Source organism: Paraburkholderia gardini (assembly GCF_907164575.1).
GTDB classification, from domain to species: domain Bacteria; phylum Pseudomonadota; class Gammaproteobacteria; order Burkholderiales; family Burkholderiaceae; genus Paraburkholderia; species Paraburkholderia gardini.
In genome coordinates this window covers 14,959-34,845 of the sequence record NZ_CAJQYY010000038.1, presented here as the reverse complement: position 1 = coordinate 34,845, position 19,887 = coordinate 14,959, and the positions used below count along the sequence as shown (strand labels likewise).

The 19,887-nt window shown below is 64.3% G+C and carries 18 protein-coding genes; 15 read left to right on the top strand and 3 right to left on the bottom strand.

All coding sequences use genetic code 11. The features are described from left to right. Positions 1-8 precede the first annotated feature (8 nt). Both folE and LPA34_RS24580 read right to left on the bottom strand, forming a co-directional pair. Positions 9-635, bottom strand: a complete 627-nt coding sequence (folE, locus tag LPA34_RS24585; RefSeq protein ID WP_228983391.1) for a GTP cyclohydrolase I FolE — start codon at positions 633-635, stop codon at positions 9-11. A gap of 65 nt (positions 636-700) precedes the next feature. Beyond that, the gene (locus tag LPA34_RS24580) at positions 701-1,621 is read right to left on the bottom strand and encodes a LysR family transcriptional regulator (RefSeq protein ID WP_228983390.1); all 921 of its coding nucleotides are present in this window, start codon (positions 1,619-1,621) and stop codon (positions 701-703) included. Between the two features lie 373 nt (positions 1,622-1,994). Between LPA34_RS24580 and LPA34_RS24575 the strand changes: the two genes are divergently transcribed. The 5 genes from LPA34_RS24575 to pcaC all read left to right on the top strand — a co-directional run bounded on the left by LPA34_RS24575 (position 1,995) and on the right by pcaC (position 6,036). Continuing rightward, the gene (locus LPA34_RS24575) at positions 1,995-2,684 is read left to right on the top strand and encodes a 3-oxoacid CoA-transferase subunit A (RefSeq protein WP_228983386.1); all 690 of its coding nucleotides are present in this window, start codon (positions 1,995-1,997) and stop codon (positions 2,682-2,684) included. Positions 2,685-2,697: 13 nt separating this feature from the next. Next, positions 2,698-3,360 carry a 3-oxoacid CoA-transferase subunit B gene (locus LPA34_RS24570; RefSeq protein ID WP_228983383.1) on the top strand — a complete coding sequence of 221 codons (663 nt, stop codon included), beginning with the start codon at positions 2,698-2,700 and terminating at the stop codon, positions 3,358-3,360. A gap of 104 nt (positions 3,361-3,464) precedes the next feature. Then, positions 3,465-4,844, top strand: a complete 1,380-nt coding sequence (locus LPA34_RS24565) for a 3-carboxy-cis,cis-muconate cycloisomerase (protein ID WP_228983381.1) — start codon at positions 3,465-3,467, stop codon at positions 4,842-4,844. Between the two features lie 5 nt (positions 4,845-4,849). Then, positions 4,850-5,635, top strand: a complete 786-nt coding sequence (pcaD, locus tag LPA34_RS24560; RefSeq protein ID WP_228983379.1) for a 3-oxoadipate enol-lactonase — start codon at positions 4,850-4,852, stop codon at positions 5,633-5,635. Between the two features lie 2 nt (positions 5,636-5,637). Then, the gene (gene pcaC / locus LPA34_RS24555; RefSeq protein WP_228983376.1) at positions 5,638-6,036 is read left to right on the top strand and encodes a 4-carboxymuconolactone decarboxylase; all 399 of its coding nucleotides are present in this window, start codon (positions 5,638-5,640) and stop codon (positions 6,034-6,036) included. Positions 6,037-6,042: 6 nt separating this feature from the next. On the opposite strand, the gene LPA34_RS24550 is transcribed toward pcaC, so the two are convergent. Next, on the bottom strand, positions 6,043-6,753 hold the full coding sequence (locus tag LPA34_RS24550) for a TetR family transcriptional regulator (RefSeq protein ID WP_228983373.1): 711 nt from the start codon (positions 6,751-6,753) through the stop codon (positions 6,043-6,045). A 280-nt stretch (positions 6,754-7,033) separates the two neighbouring features. Here LPA34_RS24550 and LPA34_RS24545 point away from each other — a divergent pair, with 280 nt between their 5' ends. The 10 genes from LPA34_RS24545 to LPA34_RS24500 all read left to right on the top strand — a co-directional run bounded on the left by LPA34_RS24545 (position 7,034) and on the right by LPA34_RS24500 (position 19,793). Continuing rightward, positions 7,034-8,644 (top strand): 6-hydroxynicotinate reductase, encoded by a 1,611-nt coding sequence (locus LPA34_RS24545; protein WP_228983371.1) that lies wholly within the window; start codon positions 7,034-7,036, stop codon positions 8,642-8,644. A gap of 36 nt (positions 8,645-8,680) precedes the next feature. Further along, complete coding sequence (locus LPA34_RS24540; protein ID WP_228983368.1) at positions 8,681-9,649, top strand: UPF0280 family protein; 969 nt, start codon at positions 8,681-8,683, stop codon at positions 9,647-9,649. Further along, entirely contained in the window at positions 9,625-10,215 is a 591-nt protein-coding gene (locus LPA34_RS24535) for an amino acid synthesis family protein (protein WP_228983365.1), read from the top strand. The genes LPA34_RS24540 and LPA34_RS24535 overlap by 25 nt, the downstream gene beginning before the upstream one ends. A gap of 35 nt (positions 10,216-10,250) precedes the next feature. Then, entirely contained in the window at positions 10,251-10,835 is a 585-nt protein-coding gene (locus tag LPA34_RS24530) for an amino acid synthesis family protein (protein ID WP_228983360.1), read from the top strand. A gap of 87 nt (positions 10,836-10,922) precedes the next feature. Continuing rightward, the gene (locus LPA34_RS24525; protein ID WP_228983358.1) at positions 10,923-12,863 is read left to right on the top strand and encodes an ABC transporter permease; all 1,941 of its coding nucleotides are present in this window, start codon (positions 10,923-10,925) and stop codon (positions 12,861-12,863) included. Next, positions 12,860-13,660 (top strand): ABC transporter ATP-binding protein, encoded by an 801-nt coding sequence (locus LPA34_RS24520; RefSeq protein ID WP_228983356.1) that lies wholly within the window; start codon positions 12,860-12,862, stop codon positions 13,658-13,660. Before LPA34_RS24525 ends, LPA34_RS24520 begins: the two co-directional genes overlap by 4 nt. Beyond that, positions 13,657-14,370 (top strand): ABC transporter ATP-binding protein, encoded by a 714-nt coding sequence (locus LPA34_RS24515; RefSeq protein ID WP_228983353.1) that lies wholly within the window; start codon positions 13,657-13,659, stop codon positions 14,368-14,370. The genes LPA34_RS24520 and LPA34_RS24515 overlap by 4 nt, the downstream gene beginning before the upstream one ends. Before the next feature lie 53 nt (positions 14,371-14,423). Next, positions 14,424-15,623 carry an amidohydrolase family protein gene (locus LPA34_RS24510; RefSeq protein WP_228983352.1) on the top strand — a complete coding sequence of 400 codons (1,200 nt, stop codon included), beginning with the start codon at positions 14,424-14,426 and terminating at the stop codon, positions 15,621-15,623. Between the two features lie 13 nt (positions 15,624-15,636). Beyond that, positions 15,637-16,158 (top strand): (2Fe-2S)-binding protein, encoded by a 522-nt coding sequence (locus LPA34_RS24505; protein WP_228983349.1) that lies wholly within the window; start codon positions 15,637-15,639, stop codon positions 16,156-16,158. Then, positions 16,155-19,793: a molybdopterin cofactor-binding domain-containing protein gene (locus tag LPA34_RS24500; protein ID WP_228983346.1), complete on the top strand. Its 3,639-nt coding sequence runs from the start codon at positions 16,155-16,157 to the stop codon at positions 19,791-19,793. Before LPA34_RS24505 ends, LPA34_RS24500 begins: the two co-directional genes overlap by 4 nt. Positions 19,794-19,887: the final 94 nt, after the last annotated feature.

Here is a 19,887-nt window from a genome sequence, read left to right as displayed (position 1 = left end):
CGTCAATCTCAGGTATTCGCCACGCTGACCGTCGACGCATTTCCGACAATCGACAGAAACTCGCGCCGTGTCGAAGGATCGGTGCGGAACGTGCCGAGCATGCGCGACGTGACCATCGCGACACCTGCCTTATGGACGCCGCGCGTCGACATGCATTGATGCGACGCTTCGAGAATCACGCCGACACCCTTCGGCTGCAGCACCTCGTTGAGCGTATCGGCGATCTGCACGGTCATCTTTTCCTGGATCTGCAGACGCTTGGCGAATGCATCGACGAGGCGCGCGAGCTTCGAGATGCCCACGACGCGACGTTCCGGCAGATACGCCACATGCGCGCGGCCGATGATCGGCACCATGTGATGTTCGCAGTAGCTTTCGAAGCGGATGTCTTTCAGCACGATCATTTCGTCGTAGCCGTCGACTTCGGAAAACGTGCGCGCCAGCAGTTCTTTCGGGTCGACGGTGTAGCCGGCGAAAAACTCCTCGTAGGAACGCACCACGCGCGCTGGCGTATCGAGCAGGCCTTCACGCGCCGGATCGTCGCCGGCCCAGCGCAGCAGCACGCGGACCGCTGCTTCCGCTTCCTCGCGCGTGGGACGAATGGAGGCTTCGTCAGTTTTCGTTGTTCTGGTCATCCGCGGCTCCTGTCAGTTCATGTCTGCCGGTCATTGTTCCATGTTTTGCGAAAGGCCGTCACCGGTTACCTGGGCCATTCGTCCATCGCATCGTTGAACAGCTCCGATACGGCGCCGCGCAGCCAGCCCACGCGTGCGTCGTTATGAAACTTGCGATGCCAGTGTTGCCGCAAATCGAAACGCGGTAGCGGCATCGGCGGCTCGACGATCGTGATCGACGCGTGCTCCGTCACATACGCGAAGCCGATCGCGTGCGGCACCGTCGCGATCAGGTCGGTGCGCGCGAGAATGAACGGCAGGCTCATGAAGTGCGGTGTTTCCAGCACGGCGCGCCGGCGGATGCGCTTTTTCTCCAGATACTGCTCGAGCACTTCCTGGCTGCGTCCTTCGGAGCGCACGACCGCATGCCCGCACGCAATGAACTGTTCGACGGTCAGCGTCTTCGCGAGCGGATGGCCGGTGCGCATCAGACAGATGAAGCGGTGCGTGAAGAGCCGTTGCTGAAAGAAGTTGTTCCCCGACAGATCCGGGAAGAATCCGACGGCCAGATCGACGTCGCCCGATTCGAGTCCGCGCTCGACGTGAGCGGGCGTAAGCGTCACCGAACGCAGGTTCGCGTGCGGCGCGCGCTGCGCGAACAGCTGCAAAAGACGCGGCAAAAACACGATTTCGCCAACATCGGAGAGCGCGATCGAAAACGTGTGCGTCGACGTGGCGGGGTCGAACTCCTCTGAATCGATCAGTCCGCTTTCGATGCGGCTCAGCGCCTCGCGTGCGGCCGGTATCAGCATGAGCGCGCGGGGCGTCGGCTCCATCCCGCGCGACGTGCGCACGAAGAGCGGATCGCCGAAGTACTCGCGCAGACGTCCGAGCGCCGTGCTCACGCGCGGCTGGCTCACGCCGAGGCGTTCGGCGGCGCGGCTCACGTTGCGCGTGTCTTCCATCGCGACGAGATAAGGAATCAGGTTCAGATCGAGTTCAGGCATGACGGCCACGGACCATTATCGGCAAGACGCATACACGATAACGGCAAAATCGCCTTGCCGCATATTGGGGGAAGCGCCCACGCCGCGCCTGCCCGGTGCGCTGCCTTGCCTTTTGCCGCGCAAGGTAGATGATGAAAGTCCCCGCCTTGACAGGCCTGCGGGATGCCGGCCATAATGCGCCAGAACGTTCGCTAAACGAATCGTTGTTCGTATATAGAACAAATCGGTAAAACAGCAGTCACGGACAGACCAGCACATAGCGGGCATGTGGCGCGTATCCGGAACCCGGCGGCGCGCAGTCAACACGACGCGGAGACGGTGCCATGCAGCTTCCTGAAGCAGCGCGGCGCAAGGCGTCCAACAGGGAACTGGCATGATCAACAAGATTTTCGAATCACTTCAGTCGGCGGTCGCCGACGTCAACGACGGCGCCACGGTCATGATCGGCGGCTTCGGTACGGCTGGCATGCCGTCCGAGCTTATCGACGCGCTGATCGGGCAGGGCGCGCGCGAACTCACGATCGTCAACAACAACGCCGGCAATGGCGACATCGGCCTCGCCGCGTTGCTGAAGGCAAAGCGCGTGCGCAAGATCATCTGCTCGTTTCCACGCCAGACCGACTCGTATGTGTTCGACGCGCTCTATCGCGCGGGTGAGATCGAACTCGAACTGGTGCCGCAGGGCAATCTGGCCGAACGTATCCGCGCGGCGGGTGCGGGCATCGGCGGTTTCTTCACGCCGACGGGTTACGGAACGAAGCTCGCCGAAGGCAAGGAAACGCGTCTGATCGACGGCAGGCATTACGTGCTTGAAGCGCCGCTGCATGCCGATTTCGCGTTGATCAAGGCGCTCAGGGGCGACCGCTGGGGCAATCTGGTGTACCGCAAGACAGCACGCAACTTTGGTCCGGTCATGGCAAGCGCGGCGAAGGTCGCGATCGCGCAGGTATCGGAAGTGGTGCCGCTCGGCGCGCTCGATCCGGAAGTGATCGTGACACCCGGCATCTTCGTGCAGCGCGTGATCGCGGTGCCGCAAGCGGCCCGGCAAACCGCCGCGGCGTGAGAGGAGACACAACATGAAACGACTGACCCGCGATGAAATGGCAAAGCGCGTCGCGCAGGATATTCCTGAAGGCGCGTATGTGAACCTCGGTATCGGCGTGCCGACGCTCGTCGCCAATCACCTCGACGCGAACAAGGAAATCTTCCTGCACAGCGAGAACGGCCTGCTTGGCATGGGCCCGGCGCCCGCCAAAGGCGAGGAAGACGACGAACTCATCAACGCCGGCAAGCAGCACGTCACGCTGCTGACGGGCGGCGCGTATTTCCATCACGCGGATTCGTTCGCGATGATGCGTGGCGGCCACCTCGACTTCTGCGTGCTCGGCGCGTTCCAGGTATCGGCGAAGGGCGATCTCGCGAACTGGCACACCGGCGCACCCGACGCCATTCCGGCCGTGGGCGGCGCGATGGATCTGGCGATCGGCGCGAAGCAGGTCTACGTCATGATGGAACATCTGACGAAGCAGGGCGAGAGCAAGATCGCCGCCGAATGCACGTATCCGGTGACGGGCGTGAACTGCGTCGACCGTATCTATACGGACCTCGCCGTGATCGACGTGACGCCGCAAGGGCTTGCCGTGCGCGAGATCTGCTCCGATATCGGCTTCGACGAACTCGAGAAGCTGACGGGCGTTCCGCTCATCGACGCCACGCGGGCCGCCGCCAGCGCAGCGTAAACACGGCGTGACGGTCGCGCGGCGCCCGGCGACAATGACGCCTCGCGCCGCGCGTGTTGCTTGCACCGCGGTTTTCGTTCTCTTCTTCGATTGCTGACGCCACCATGCTCGAAGCCAGCGCCCGCCTGACGGGCCTTATCTGCGGTACGCAGCCGATGAACGACCTCTGGTCGCCGCGCGCCACGTTACAGCGGATGCTCGACGTCGAAGCGGCGCTTGCGCGCGCGTCGGCGGCCCATAGTGTCATTCCGCACGCGGCCGTGGCCGCCATAGAAGCGGCGTGTCACGCCGATCAGCTCGACGCCGACGCGCTCGCCCGCGACGCCGCGCTTGGCGGCAATCTCGCGATTCCTCTCGTCAGGCAGCTCACCGCACGTGTGAAAGCGGCGGATGCGGAAGCGTCGAAATACGTGCACTGGGGCGCGACGAGTCAGGACATCATCGATACCGCGACGGTGCTGCAACTGCGCGACACGCTCGACCTGCTCGACGCGACGCTGCGCCCGACCTGTGACGCAATCGCCGCGCTCGCGCGCACGCATCGCGCGACGCCGATGATCGGCCGCACGTGGCTGCAACAGGCGCTACCGATCACGCTCGGTCTGAAATTCGCGCAATGGCTCGATGCGTTGCTGCGTCATCAGGACCGGCTCGACGCGTTGCGCGCGCGCGTGCTCGTGCTGCAGTTCGGCGGCGCGGCGGGCACGCTCGCGAGTCTGCGCGACGCGGCGCCGGCTGTTACGCAGGCGCTGGCGAAAGACCTCGGCTTGCAGGTGCCCACGCTGCCGTGGCATACGCAACGCGATCGCATCGCGGAAACGGCTTCCGTGTTTGGCATGCTGATCGGCACGCTCGGCAAGATCGCACGCGATATCTCGCTGCAGATGCAGACCGAACTGGGTGAGCTCGGCGAACCGGTTGCAGCAGGAAAAGGCGGCTCATCGACGATGCCGCACAAGCGCAATCCTGTCGGCTGCGCGGCCGTGCTGACGGCCGCCGCGCGCGCGCCGGGGCTCGTCGCCACTGTGCTGGCCGGCATGGTTCAGGAACACGAGCGCGCGCTCGGCGGCTGGCAGGCCGAGTGGGACGCGTTGCCCGACCTCGCGCGCCTCGCGGGCGGCGCGCTCGCGAACATCGAACAGATCGCAGCGGGCCTCGACGTCAACATCGAACGTCTCGCGGCGAATCTCGAAGTCACGCATGGACTGATTCTCGGCGAAGCGGTGATGCTCGCGCTCGGCGACAGGATCGGCCGGCTCGACGCGCATCATCTCGTCGAGCACGCTTCGAAAGCGGCCGTGCAGTCGGGCCAGTCGCTCTTCGAGGTGCTTTCCGCGGATTCGAACGTCACGCAGCACCTTCCGGTCGCGCAGCTGAAACGGCTGCTCGATCCCGCACAGTATGTCGGCCAGGCGCACGCGTATGTGGACGCCGCGCTGGCTCTTTACACCGCGCGCGCGGATCGCGCCAACCATCAGGAGTAACGGCAATGCCCTACGCCGCAGTGAATGGCACAGAGCTTCATTATCGTGTGGACGGCGAGCAGAACAGCAACGCCCCGTGGATCGTGTTTTCCAACTCGCTCGGCAGCGACCTGTCGATGTGGACGCCACAGGTTGGCGCGTTCTCGAAGCACTTTCGCGTGCTGCGTTACGACACACGCGGTCATGGTCACTCCGCTGCGCCGCAAGGTCCGTACACGATCGAACAACTGACGGGCGACGTGCTCGGCCTGATGGACACGCTCAAGATCGAACGCGCGCATTTCTGCGGCCTTTCGATGGGCGGCCTGACGGGCGTCGGTCTCGCGGCGCGGCACGGCGACCGTCTGGATCGCGTCGTGTTGTGCAACACGGCGGCGCGCATCGGCTCGCCCGAGGTGTGGGTGCCGCGTGCGGCGCGCGCGCGTGGCGAAGGCATGCTGGCGCTCGCCGATGCGGTGCTGCCGCGCTGGTTCACGGCGGGCTTTTTCGAGCGCGAGCCGCTGGTGCTCGCGCAGATTCGCGATGTGTTCGTGCATACGGACAACGAAGGCTACGCGTCGAACTGCGATGCGATCGACGCCGCCGACCTGCGTCCGGAAACACCCGGCATCAAGGTGCCGGCGCTGGTGATTTCCGGCACGCACGATCTTGCCGCGACGCCGGCGCAGGGACGCGAGCTGGCCGGGGCCATCCCGGGTGCGCGCTACGTCGAGCTCGACGCCTCGCATCTTTCCAACATCGAGCAGGCCGACGTCTTCACGAAGACCGTGCTCGACTTTCTGGCGGAGTAACCATGACCGATGACGAACGCTACGAAGCGGGCCTCGATGTGCGGCGCGCGGTGCTGGGCGAGGCACATGTCGACCGGTCGCTGGTGAACCGCACCGAGCTGACTTCGGAGTTCCAGAATCTCATCACACGCTATGCGTGGGGCGAAATCTGGACGCGTGAAGGATTGCCGCGCCACACGCGCAGCCTGCTGACGATCGCGATGATGGTCGCGCTCAACCGGGTCGAAGAACTGGCCCTGCATCTGCGCGCCGCGAAGAACAATGGCGTCACGCGCGACGAGATCAAGGAAGTGCTGATGCAGACGGCGATCTATTGCGGCGTGCCGGCCGCGAATTCCGCGTTCCATCTCGCGGACAAGCTGTTCGGCGAGGAAGATGCCGCCGCTGCGGCAAAACCGTAACGCGTATCAGGCGGCGGGCGTCCGTGCCGCCGCCGTACGTGCCGCATCTTCGACCGGCACGTGTATCAGCACTGCCCGCAATACGGTCTCCGTGATCACCTCGCGCCAGTGCGCGAGTTTTGCCTTGTCCATCAACGCTTCGCCGAGAAACGCGCCGAGTGTGTACTGGTTGGCGTTATAAAAATACCCCAGCGATGCAATCATGATGTACACGTCGCGCGCTTCGACGCTCTCGCGAAACACGCCTTTCGCCTTGCCGGCGTCCAGTACCCTGGCGACAACGGAAATCGCGTAACCGGAAATCTCGCGCAGCTTCGACGACTTCTTCGAATGCTTGCCCTGATGGAGGTTCTCGCTCGACAGCAGCGTGACGAATTCCGGATGATCGAGGTAATACTGCCAGACGAATTCGATCATCTGCGCGAGTCCGCGCGCCGGGTTGTCCAGATCGAGATCGAGCCTGCTCTCGGCCTCGTTGAACTGCGAGTAGATGGTCTCCAGCACTTCGACGAATAACTGCTCCTTGCTGCCGAAGTAGTAGTAGATCATCCGGTCGTGCGACTTCGCGGTCTTCGAAATGCTTTCGATGCGACCGCTCGCATAGCCCTGCTTCGCAAACACCTTGATGGCGGCACGAAGAATCTTCGCGCGCGTGTCCTGCGCCTGTTTTGCGCGGATGCCGGTCGCGCCCGGTTTGCGTGCAGCGGGTGTGCTCATGGGCAAGCTCGTCAGGGCCTATCAGAATGTAAGCAAGGGTGTCAGTCGTGACTGCGATGGCGCGCTGCAACAACCCTCGCTGCGGGCAAAAGGCGTTGCGCAGTCAATTTTGATCAGGTAGATTTCAACCAGAATTGGTGTAGCGGATACTACACGAACGGTGAGTGAACGCAACATCAAACACAATCAGACCGGATGCGCATCATACGAAAGTGCCCTGAAACAGGGGGTTTTCGTCAACCGGGCAGGACCCTGTAATGTCGTCGTATGGAACTCCGCCATGACTGAACATACGAAGGTCGATTTCGGTGCAGAGCGTGTCGATGGCGAAGTTGCGTCGACGCCGGGTCCCACCGTGCTCGAAAAGTCGGCGCCGCGCAGCGAGCGGATGGCGTCGAACAAGATCGAATGCAACGCGTGTCCGGTGCTGTGCCAGATCTCCGACGGCCGCACCGGTGCGTGCGATCGTTACGCGAACGCGCAGGGCAGACTGATTCGCGTCGATCCGGTGGTGTTCGTGTCGCGCGCGGCGGTATCCGGTGCCGAAAAGCCGGCGGTCGCGTTTGGCGCCGCTTCGTCTTCGTCGTCGCTCGCCGGGGCGCAGCCTGACGAGCAGGAGCAGGCGCTGTTCGTGACGGGCGTGGGCGCATCCTCGACCTATCCTGACTACAAGCCCGCGCCTTTCATCGTGTCGTCGAAACTCGACGATGTCGATATGGTCACCGTGGTGACCGAAGGCATCTTCAGCTACTGCAGTTTCAAGGTAAAGATCGACACCGACCGCTTTCTCGGGTCCGAGCAATCGAACGTGCGTTGCAACGGCGAGATCGTCGGTCACGTGACGACGGCCGAATATGGCTCGCAGATGCTGAGCCTTGGCGGCGTGCATCATCTGACGGGCGGCAGCAAGAAGGAAGGGCGCGTGACGTGCGACATGATGCTTGCGCTCGGCAACAAACAGGCAGTCGAACTCGCGATCGACGGCGGTGCGAGCCTCATCATTCGCGCAGGCGCCGCACCCATCGTGGATGGCGTGGAGGAACAGCGGATGCGCGTCGGCTGCGGCTCGGCGACCATCGGCATTTTCGCCAGGCAGTGGTTCGGGCATGTCGACGAAGTGGTCGTCGTCGACGATCACATTACCGGCGTGCTCACGGAACACCAGGCCGGCCGCTGTCTCGGCATGGAGCGCTCGGGGCTCCGGATTCGCGGACGTAAATCGACGCCTGGCCGCTATTTTCAGGTTGCCAATCCTGGCACGGGCTGGGGTGGCACGGACATTCAGGACCCGCTTGCGATCATCGAAGGTTTCGATCCCGCGATAGCGCGCCCGGGCATGCGCTTTCTGATGGTGTCCACAACCGGCGAGCACGCGCAATGGTATGAACTCGATCAGCATCTCGTGCCGCGGATCGCAACGATGCCCGACGTCGTGCGGCGCACTGTCGAGCGTATCGGCGAGAACTGCGAGCCATCGCTTGCGACGGTATTGTTTATCGGCGGCGCGGGCGGCAGCCTGCGCGCGGGCGCGACCGAAAACCCCGTGCTGCTGACGCGCGCCATCAAGCAGCGCCTCGTGAACGTGACCTGCGGCGGTGCGCCGGCCTATGTCTGGCCGGGCGGCGGTATCACGGTGATGGTGGACGTGGCGCGCATGCCCGAACGTTCGTTCGGCACGGTGCCGACGCCCGCGATCGTCGCGCCGATCGAGTTTTCGATGACGCTCGATGCCTATCGCGATCTGGGGGGGCATCTCGAAGCGGTCCGGTCGCTGGAAAGCGTGCTGGCGAACGGGCCGGATCATCTGGAGGGCGCGCCGCTCGCGCGCCGCACCATGGCGCGCAACGCCGCCAATCCGTGGCCGCTCGGCAAACCGCCGATGCTGGGTTAGGCGCATTTATTCCTGTCCTGTCAGGCGACCCATGCAATGAACGCAACCCGCATGCAACTCGACGACCGCCGCTGGCACTGGCAGCACGGACCGATCGACCTGATCGTCGCCGCCGATGGAGACGAAGCCACGCTGCACTTCGCGCACGAGGCGGGCTGGCAGCGGTTCTCGACCGTGCTCGCGGAACTCGTGTCGGAACTCGCGGTGCTGAGGGCGCCGCTGGCGCCGGATGCCGTTGAGAGTGACAACCCGTGCGCAGGCAGCGTTGCACGCCGCATGTGGCAGGCATGTCATGCGCACCGTGCGCGTTACATCACGCCGATGGCCGCCGTCGCGGGCAGCGTGGCCGACGAGCTGATCGAATCGTTCCGGCAGCCGGGCATTTCGCGCGGGTTCATCAACAACGGGGGTGACATCGCGCTGCATCTGACCGAAGGGGTGACGTGGCGCGTCGGCGTTTTCAGCGATCTGGCCGTGTTTGACGGCACCCCGCTCGATGCGCGTGAATCGTTCGACGCAAATCTCACACTCGATGCGACGCAGCCGGTTCGCGGCATCGCAACGAGCGGCTGGCGCGGCCGCAGCTTCAGCCTTGGCATCGCGGACAGCGTGACGGTGCTAGCCCGCACGGCGGCCGATGCCGATGCCGCGGCCACGATGATCGCCAACGCGGTCAATCTCGATCATGCCGGTATCATGCGGCGTCCGGCGTCCTCGCTAAAGGACGACAGCGATCTTGGCGACATGCTGGTTACGGCCGGCGTACCGCCGTTGCCGCAACCGCTGATCGATTTCGCACTCGCGAGCGGCGCACGCGAAGCGGCGCGTCTGCGCGAGTGCGGTTTGATCGTAAGCGCGGCGCTATTTCTGCAACGACGCGCGCGAGTCGTGGGCGTGATGGATCGCGGCGCGTCGACCCCAGCCGTGCCTGTCGCCTGCACGAATGGCATGCGACGCATCATTCCAGAGACGGAGGCCCCGTGTTCGAAATACGCCGCGTGCTGACGCACGTCGAAGACATTTTCCACGAGTTCGGTCCCGCGCCGGCGAAGCCGTTGCGCCGCGGCGCGATTGCCGCGGTGATGACGAATCCTTTCGCCGGCCGCTATGAAGCGGAAATCCAGCACGCGATGGAAGCCCTCAAGCCGATCGGTTTCGATCTCGCACAACGGCTGCTCCTGGCGATGAACGTCCCGCATGCGTCGATCGAAGGTTATGGCAAGGGTGCGATCGTCGGCGCGGCGGGTGAACTCGAACATGGCGCGCTATGGCACGTCCCGGGCGGTTACGCGATGCGCGAACTGCTCGAGAAGAACGGCGTGCCGACGAACGCGATCGTGCCTTCCACCAAGAAAGTGGGTGCGCCGTCCACCGCGCTCGATGTACCGCTCACACACGTCAACGCCAGCTACGTGCGCAGCCATTTCGATGCAATCGAAGTGCGCGTGCCGGGTTCGCCGGCGGCAAACGAAATCGTCTATATCCTCGCGATGAGCACGGGGCAGCGTGTGCACGCACGAGTCGGCGGTCTTTCCAAAGAGGCGATCGCGGGAAAAGACGGACTGCGCTAGACAGCGCTGGATCAGACGCATCGATGGAGATCGAAATGACAGTCAAGCTTCGCAAGCTGGTCGTGCAGGTCGAGGAAACGCGTGTCGAAATGGGCCAGGCCGTCGAGCCGCCCACGCGTCGCGCGGTTGCGATCGCGGTGATGGAAAATCCGTATGCGGGACGTTACGAACAGAACCTCGATACGCTGATCGCCGCAGGCGAGGAACTGGGCGGCCTGCTCGGCCAGAAGTGTGTCGAAGCGCTCGGCATCAGCCCAGGCGATGCACAAAGCTATGGCAAGGCCGCGATCGTCGGCGAAGCAGGTGAACTCGAACACGCGGCAGCGGTGCTTCATCCGAAACTGGGCGCGCCGTTGCGCGTCGCGGTGGGAAAAGGCGCGGCGCTCGTGCCGTCGGCGAAAAAGATGGGCACGCTCGGCACCGCGATCGATGTGCCGCTCGGTCATAAAGACGCCGCCTACGTGCGCAGTCATTTCGACGCCATCGAAGCGCGTGTGCCGGACGCGCCGCGTGCGAATGAAATCGTCGTGGCCGTCGCGGTGACGTCGTCAGGGCGACCGCTTGCCCGCATCGGCGGATTGCAGGTTAGCGAGATCAAGGGCGAAGACGGTTTGCGCTGATTAATTTCGCTGTTAGCGTGTCGGGGGAAACGGGATGTTCCCGATGCGCCTGGATGGCGCCGAATTGCAAGGCCGTTAAGGGCGACGATGCTTTCGAATCTGCTGGTACAACTTGTCAACGGACTGGCCGATGCGTCAGCGCTCTTTCTCGTCGCGGCGGGACTGTCGCTGATCTTCGGCGTGACGCGCATCGTCAATTTCGCGCATGGCTCGTTCTACATGATCGGCATTTACGTGGCGTACAGCATCACGAGCCGCTTTGGCGCGACGTCGGCCGGATTCTGGCTGTCGGTGTTCGCGGCCGCACTGGTCGTTGCCGTACTCGGCGCGCTGGTCGAGATGATCGTGCTCAGGCGGATTTATCGCGCCCCCGAACTGTTTCATCTGCTCGCGACGTTTGCCCTTGTGCTGATCTTTCGCGACGCCGCGTTGTGGCTCTGGGGGCCGGAGGATCTGTTCGGTCCGCGCGCACCGCATCTGGCAGGTGCCGTCGATCTGCTGGGGCATCCACTGCCAACCTACGATATCGCGCTGATCGTGATCGGTCCGCTCGTGCTGCTGGCGCTCTGGTATGGCCTCACGCGCACGCGCTGGGGCACGCTCGTGCGTGCCGCGACGCAGGACCGCGAGATGCTCGGCGCGCTCGGCATCAATCAGGCGTGGCTCTTTACCGGCGTGTTCTTTGTCGGTGTGTTTCTCGCCGGCCTTGGCGGCGCGTTGCAGGTGCCGCGCATGTCGGCGAATCTTTCGCTGGACCTTGAAACCATCGGCAACGCGTTCGTGGTCGTGGTGGTCGGCGGCATGGGCTCCATTCCCGGTGCGTTCGTCGCGGCGCTGCTGATCGCGGAAATCAAGGCACTGTGTATCGGGATCGGTCACGTGTCGATCGGCGGCATCGATCTTTCGCTAAGCAAGTTCACGCTGGTGGCCGACTTTGTCGTGATGGCGATCGTGCTGGTGGTGCGCCCCTGGGGCCTGTTTGGCCGTGCGACGGCCGCAGTGCGCGGAATGGCCGCCGCCGAGGCGCCGATACGCCCGGCGGGCAGGCGCCTGCGCGTGCTGGCTGTCGCTACGCTGGTCGTACTTGCCGTCGCACCGCTTGGCGCCGGCGTGTTTCCGTATATGCCGGTACTCCTCGTTGAAATCCTGATCGCCGTGCTGTTCGCGGCGAGCCTGCATTTCATCATGGGACCGGGCGGCATGCATTCGTTCGGTCACGCGGCGTATTTCGGGCTCGGCGCTTACGGCGCCGCGCTCTTTCTCAAGGTTCTGAATCTGCCGATGGAAGCGGCGTTGCTGCTGGGTCCATTGCTTGCCGTGGGTGGCGCGCTCGTTTTCGGGTGGTTTTGCGTGCGGCTCTCCGGTGTGTATCTCGCGATGCTCACGCTCGCATTCGCACAGATCGTGTGGTCCGTGGTCTTTCAGTGGGACGACGTGACGGGTGGCAGCAACGGCATTCTCGGCCTGTGGCCGTCGAACTGGCTGTCGTCGCCCGTGGCGTATTACTACCTCACGCTGGTGTGCGCGGCGATCGGCGTGTGGCTGTTGCGCAGGATGCTGTTTTCTCCGCTGGGCTACGCGATGCGCGCATCGCGCGATTCCGTGCTGCGCGCCGAGGCGATCGGCATCGACGTGAAGCGTGTGCAATGGGTCGCGTTCGTGATTGCCTCGCTCTTCTGCGGTCTTGCGGGATCGCTGTACGCCTTTTCCAAAGGCACGATCTCACCGGAAGTGATCAGCATCAGCCGCTCGGTCGACGGCCTCGTAATGGTCCTGCTAGGCGGTCTGCAGACGTTGACCGGGCCGATCGTCGGCGCGGCCGTGTTTACCTGGCTGCAGGACACCGTGGCGCGTCAGACGGATTACTGGCAGGCGCTGCTCGGCGTCACCATCCTGCTGCTGGTGATCGCGTTTCCGCAAGGCATCGTCGGCTTTATCCGCGACCGCTTTGGCGACGATGACGAAAGCACGCGAAACGGCGCGGCGACTACTAAAACGCCTGGTGCCGCGATGAAGGAGGGTCTGTGAGCCTGCTGCGCGTATCCGGTCTTTCGCGATCGTTCGGCGGATTAAAGGCCGTCGACGATGTTTCGTTCGATCTCGAAGCAGGGCAACTGCTTGCGTTGCTCGGTCCGAACGGCGCGGGCAAATCGACCTGCTTCAATATGGTCAACGGGCAACTCCGGCCGTCGGCGGGATCGATCGTGTTCGACGGACATGAACTCGTCGGCAGGCGGCCACGCGATATCTGGCGGCTCGGTGTGGGCCGCACGTTCCAGATCGCCGCGACCTTCAATTCGATGACGGTGCTCGAAAACGTGCAGATGGCGCTCGTTTCCCGCGAACGAAAGCTCTTCGGGTTATGGAAAGCAGCCTCGTCGTGGTTCGCGGATGAAGCCCTGCACCTGCTCGAACAGGTCGGCATGGCCGACGACGCGCATCGCGCATGCGGCGTGCTCGCCTATGGCGACGTCAAGCGCGTCGAGCTGGCGATTGCACTGGCGAACCGTCCGAAGCTGCTGCTCATGGATGAACCTACCGCCGGCATGGCGCCGGGAGAACGCAGCGATCTGATGGCGCTCACGCGGCGTCTCGCCACCGACCACCAGATCGGTGTGCTGTTCACGGAGCACAGCATGGATGTCGTTTTCGCGAGCGCCGACCGGATGATCGTGCTCGCGCGCGGCAAGCTGATCGCGGAGGGCGACGCCGATACGATACGTAACGATGCGCACGTGCAGGAAGTGTATTTCGGCACCGGCAAGACGTTCCAGCCGCGCGCGTCGCTTGCGGGAAACGGACCCGCAGCGGGAGCGCCGCGATGAGCGAACCTGTGCTGAAAGTATCCGGCCTGAACGCGTTCTACGGTCGCGCTCACATTCTGTTCGACGTCGGCTTTGAAGTGGCGCGTGGCGAAGTCGTCGCGCTGATGGGCCGCAACGGGGCAGGCAAATCGACCACGATGAAAGCGGTCATGGGGCTGTTGCCGCGCAAGCAGGGCTCGGTGACGTTCCGCGGCGCGGACATCACGACGTTGCCGCCGTATCGCATCGCCCGCCTCGGCATGGGTTTCGTGCCGGAAGACCGGCGCGTGTTCAGCGATCTCACGGTGATGGAGAATCTCGATGCCGGCCGTCAGCCGCCGCGCGAAGGCGCACCGCACTGGACGCCCGAAAAGCTCTTTCGCCTGTTTCCGAATCTCGGCGAAATGCCGAGGCGGCCGGGCGGCCAGATGAGCGGCGGCGAGCAGCAGATGCTGACGGTCTCGCGCACACTGATGGGCAATCCGTATCTCGTGCTGCTCGATGAACCGTCGGAAGGCGTTGCGCCCGTCATCGTCGAACAGATGGCGAACATGATTCTCGAATTGAAGCGCGACGGGCTGTCGATACTGCTGTCGGAACAGAACCTGCATTTCGCGGAACTGGTCAGCGATCGCGCCTACGTGCTTGAAAAAGGACAGATCCGGTTTAGCGGCACGATCGGCGAACTCGCGAAGAACGAAACCGTCAGGCGCGCGTATCTGAGCGTTTGACGGTTTCTGGATGCAGGCTCCGGTCGCAGCACTCACGTCGAAGGGAGAAGCAGATGGCAGCAGAGACATTGACGGGTACATCGGGCAAGGTCGTCGTCGGGAATATCGGCCTGCTGTTGTCCGGCGACATCGACAAACCGGTTCTGGACGCCGATACGATCGTCATCGATGAAGGCGTGATCGTCGCGATCGGCCACGCGAAGGACTGCGACCTTGAAGGCGCACGCACCACGATCGACTGCAACGGGACGACCGTCGCGCCGGGCCTGATCGATTCGCATGTTCATCCGGTGTTCGGCGACTGGACGCCGCGTCAGAACCAGATGGGCTGGATCGAATCGAATCTCAACGGCGGCGTCACGACGATGATTTCCGCCGGCGAAGTGCATCTGCCGGGCCGCCCCAAAGACATCACGGGTGTGAAAGCGCTGGCGATCACAGCGCAGCGTTCATTCGAAGGCATGCGCGGCGCCGGCGTTGGCGGTGGAGTGAAAGTGCTGGCCGGTGCGCCCGTGATCGAGAAAGGCATGGTCGAAGCCGACTTCAGGGAACTCGCCGAGGCAGGCGTGACGTTGCTGGGCGAGGTCGGCCTCGGCAGCGTCAAGGCGGGCGAGGAGGCGGGCCAGATGGTGGCGTGGGCGCGCAAGTATGGCATCCAGAGCACGATCCACACGGGCGGCCCTTCGATTCCCGGCTCCGGGCTCATCGACAAGGACGTCGTACTCGCCGCCGATGCCGACGTCATCGGCCATATCAACGGCGGTCACACGTCGCTACCGTATAAACATGTGTGCGACCTGTGCGAGCAATCCACCCGTGCGCTCGAGATCGTGCACAACGGCAATGAGCGCATCGCGTTGCTGACGGCACGCCATGCAATCGAACTGAAGTGTCCGCATCGCATCATTCTCGGCACCGACAGCCCGGCGGGTTCCGGCGTTCAGCCGCTCGGCATTCTGCGCATGATCGCGCTGATCTCGAGTCTTGCGGACATACCTGCTGAGATTGCGTTCTGCTTCGCCACGGGAAACACCGCGCGCCAGCGCCGCCTGAAGCAGGGTTTGATCGAGACTGGACGTCCCGCCGATCTCGTCTTCATGGATCGCGCCCAGCATACCGCCGGCGCGACGCTGCTCGAAAGTGTGCAACTGGGTGACATACCCGGCGTTGGGATGGTGATGATCGATGGCCTGATCCGTTGCCGTCGCAGCCGCAATACGCCCCCCGCGACCGAAGTACCGGTTGTGGTCTGAACGCGCGCACGCCATGGCTGCTTCCGTGTCACTGACCTTGCACGTGAACGGCGCGACGCATCGTGTCGTCGCGGACATCGACACGCCATTGCTTTATCTGCTGCGCAACGATCTGGAGCTGAACGGCCCGAAATTCGGCTGCGGGCTTGGCGAATGCGGCGCCTGCACGGTGCTGCTGGACGGCACGCCGACCCGCGCGTGTGTGACGACCGCGCGGGTCGCGCTGGAGCGCGAGATCACGACGCTGGAGGGTCTGGGTACACGGGGCGCGCTGCATCCGGTGCAGCAGGCGTTTATCGACGAACAGGCCGCCCAGTGCGGCTACTGTCTGAACGGCATGATCATGACGGCGAAAGCACTGCTCGATCGCAATCCGCATCCCGACGCCGAGGCGGTTCGCCGTGAGCTTTCGCGCAACCTGTGCCGATGCGGCACGCACGTTGAGATCCTGCGTGCCGTGCAGCGCGCCGCGGTCCTGCTCGCTGAACGTGGCGGGCATGACGTAGCTGCCGTACCTGCCGGAGACCCGCCATGACCGGGCCGGACTTCAGCGTCGATCGAAGCCGCGACGCTGAATCGCGGCGGACACTCTTCGACAGTGCCAACGTGCTGATCGTCACGCGGCCGCCGCAGGCATCGCCGCGAGCCGCCATGGGTCAACCCGGTTCGCGTTCCTCGCATGTGCCGACCGAAAAGGACATGTTCCTTGCGGTGCGGGGCGACGGTGGAGTCGTCGCGTTCAACGGGCACGTCGATCTTGGAACCGGCATCGGCACGGCGCTCGCGCAGATCGTCGCGGAAGAACTGGACGTGCCGCTCACGCGCGTGAGCGTCGTGCTCGGTCATACGGCCGAAGCGCCGAATCAGGGACCGACGATCGCCAGCGCGACGATCCAGATTTCAGCCGTGCCGCTTCGTCAGGCGGCCGCGCAGGCAAGGCATTTTCTCGTCGATGAAGCAGCGCGGCGCTGGAACGTCAGCGCGGAACTGCTCGACGTGCGCGATGGCATCGTGCATCGCCGCGATGGCGATATCGCAGCGGGCTTTGCCTATGCGGAGCTGATCGGTGGAAGACGCATCGAACTCGATCTCGCGCCGGATACGCCGCTCAAATCGCCCGACGAATATCGCATCGTCGGCAAGAGCACGCCGCGTGTGGATATTCCCGCCAAGGCCACCGGCGAACTCGTGTTCGTCCACGACGTGCGTGTGCCGGGCATGTTGCATGGGCGCGTGGTGCGTCCGCCGTATGCCGGTATCGCGCAGGGCGACTTCATTGGAAACAGCCTGCTACGGGTGAATGAATCGTCACTGCGCGAATTGCAGGGCGACGTGAAGGTCGTGGTGATTCGCGATTTTGTCGGCGTCGTGGCGCAGCGCGAGGAAATCGCGCACAACGCCGCGCGACGGCTCGACGTGCAATGGAAACCCGTCGACCCTCTGCCCGCGCTCGACACGAGCGAAGCGGTCGAAGCCGCGCTGCGTGCGAATCCGTCGACGCGCCGCGATCTCGTGATCGAAGGCGACGTGGACGGCGCGCTGGCGCAGGGCGGAAAAACGCTGGAGCGCACCTACGTCTGGCCGTTTCAGATGCATGCGTCGGTCGGACCTTCATGCGCTGTCGCCGACTTTCGCGACGATACGCTGAAGGTGTGGTCCGGCACGCAGAATCCGCATTCGCTACGCGCCGATCTGGCACTGCTGCTCGCCATCGACGAAGCGCACATCGAGGTCGTGCGCATGGAGGCCGCCGGATGCTACGGCCGCAACTGCGCCGACGATGTCGCCGCGGACGCCGCGCTGCTCTCGCGTGCGGTGGGCAAGCCGGTGCGCGTGCAGCTCTCGCGCGAGGACGAACACGCGTGGGAGCCGAAAGGCGCGGCACAACTGATGGACGTGCGCGGCGGCGTCGATGCCGAAGGCGCGCTGACGGGTTACGACTTCGCGACACGTTACCCGTCCAACGATGCGCCGACGCTCGCATTGCTGCTCACCGGCGCCATCGCACCGCAACCCCAGGTGTTCGAAATGGGCGATCGTACGGCGGTGCCGCCGTACGACTACCGGACGATGCGCATTGTTTGCGACGACATGCCGCCCATCGTGCGCGCGTCGTGGTTGCGCGGCGTCTCCGCACTGCCGAATAGCTTCGCTCACGAATCGTTCATCGATGAACTGGCCGCTGAAGCGGACGTCGATCCCGTCGAGTTTCGCCTGAATCATCTCACGGATCCCCGTGCGATCGACCTCGTGAAAGCGACTGCGGAAAAGGCCGGCTGGCAGCCGCGCGTGACCGTTGAAGGCACACCCGGACCAGACAGGGAACCCGACGCGAGCGACATCATGCGCGGACGCGGCTTCGCATACGCGCGCTACGTGCATAGCCGGTTTCCGGGCTTCGGCGCGGCGTGGGCCGCGTGGGTTGCCGATGTCGAGGTCAACCGGAAGAGTGGCGAGCTTGCGGTGACGCGCGTGGTCGTCGGCCAGGACGCCGGCACGATGATCAACCCCGATGGCGTGCGTCACCAGATCCACGGCAACGTCATCCAGGCGACAAGCCGCGCGCTCAAGGAACGGGTCGCATTCGGCAGCACGTCGGTGACGAGCCAGGAGTGGGGCGCCTATCCGATCCTCACGTTCCGTGAAGTGCCCGTGATCGAAGTCGTGATGATGCCGCGTCACGGCGAGCCGCCGATGGGCACCGGCGAATCCGCGTCTCTACCCGGCGCCGCCGCGATTGCGAACGCGTTATACGATGCGACGGGCGTTCGCTTCCGGCGCCCGCCGTTTACGCCGGACGTGATTCGCGCCGCGCTTGCCGATGCACAGGCCGAAGAGAAAGCCGCGCGCCGGAAGAAGCGCTGGCGCTTGGGGTTTTTCGGCGCGCTTGCTACGGGTGCAGCTGGGTGGCTAGGCGCTCTGGCGCTGGCACCGGCTGCCATCGCGCCGGTCACGGCGCCGCTTGCAGGCACGTTCGCGCCTGAACTGATCGCGCGTGGCAAGGTACTTGCCGCCGCTGGCGATTGCGCGGTCTGCCATACCGCGCGCAACGGCGTGCCGAATGCGGGCGGCCTGCCGCTCGACACGCCGTTCGGCACGGTCTACAGCACGAACATCACGCCCGACGCGCAGACGGGCATCGGTAACTGGTCGCTCGAAGCGTTCGTGCGCGCGATGCGCGAGGGGATCCATCGCGACGGCCATCGTCTCTATCCCGCGTTTCCCTACACGTCGTTCAGGAACGTATCCGACGACGATCTGAAAGCGCTCTACGCGTACCTGATGTCGCAAACGCCGGTGCATGCGCGGCCGCCTGAAACGAAGCTCGCATTCCCGTTCAGCGTGCGCCCATTGATGGCCGTCTGGAACGGCCTGTTCCTGCAACGCAATACGGTCACGCACGATGCATCGCAAAGCGTGCAATGGAATCGCGGCGCGTATCTCGTGAACGGACTCGGCCATTGCGGCGCGTGTCATACGCCGCGCAACGCGTTGGGTGCCGAAAAAACCGGCGCGGCGTTTCTGGCAGGCGGCACGGCGGACGGCTGGCACGCACCCGCGCTGACGTCGCTGTCGGATGCCCCGGTGCCGTGGACCGAAGACGAACTTTTCAGCTATCTACGTTCCGGTCACGCCAGGCTGCATGGCGTCGCGGCCGGCCCGATGGCCGCGGTGGTCAGCGAACTGTCGGCGTTGCCCGATGAAGATGTCCGCGCGATGGCCACCTACCTCGCTTCGATGACGCCGGCCCAGCCGAATGCGAATCCCGAGGCGCTCGCCCGCGAATACGAAAGGGCCAGCGGCACACGCGATATTGCGTCAGCGGCCGGCGCCGGCGCGCGGCTTTTCGACGGCGCCTGCGCCGCGTGCCATCACACCGGCAGCGGGCCGGAACTGTTCGGCGCGCATCCGTCGCTTGCGCTCAATACGAATGTGCACAGTACCGCGCCGGATAACCTGATTCGCGTGATTCTGGATGGCATCGTCTCGCCTGCGCGGCCGGAACTCGGTACGATGCCGGCTTACCGCGACAGCTTCAACGATGCCCAGGTCGCCGAAATCGTGTCGTACATGCGCGGGCAGTTCGCGGGCGGCAGACCGGCATGGCGGAACGTCGAGGCGACGGTTGCACGTATCCGCGCCGACACCCGCACCCATGCATTGAACTGAACGCGATGCCGATGTGGCAAACCGGCTTTAGCAGTATTTAGCAGCCTTTAGCAGCACACCTGAATTCGCAGCATCACGCAATTCCTCGATAACG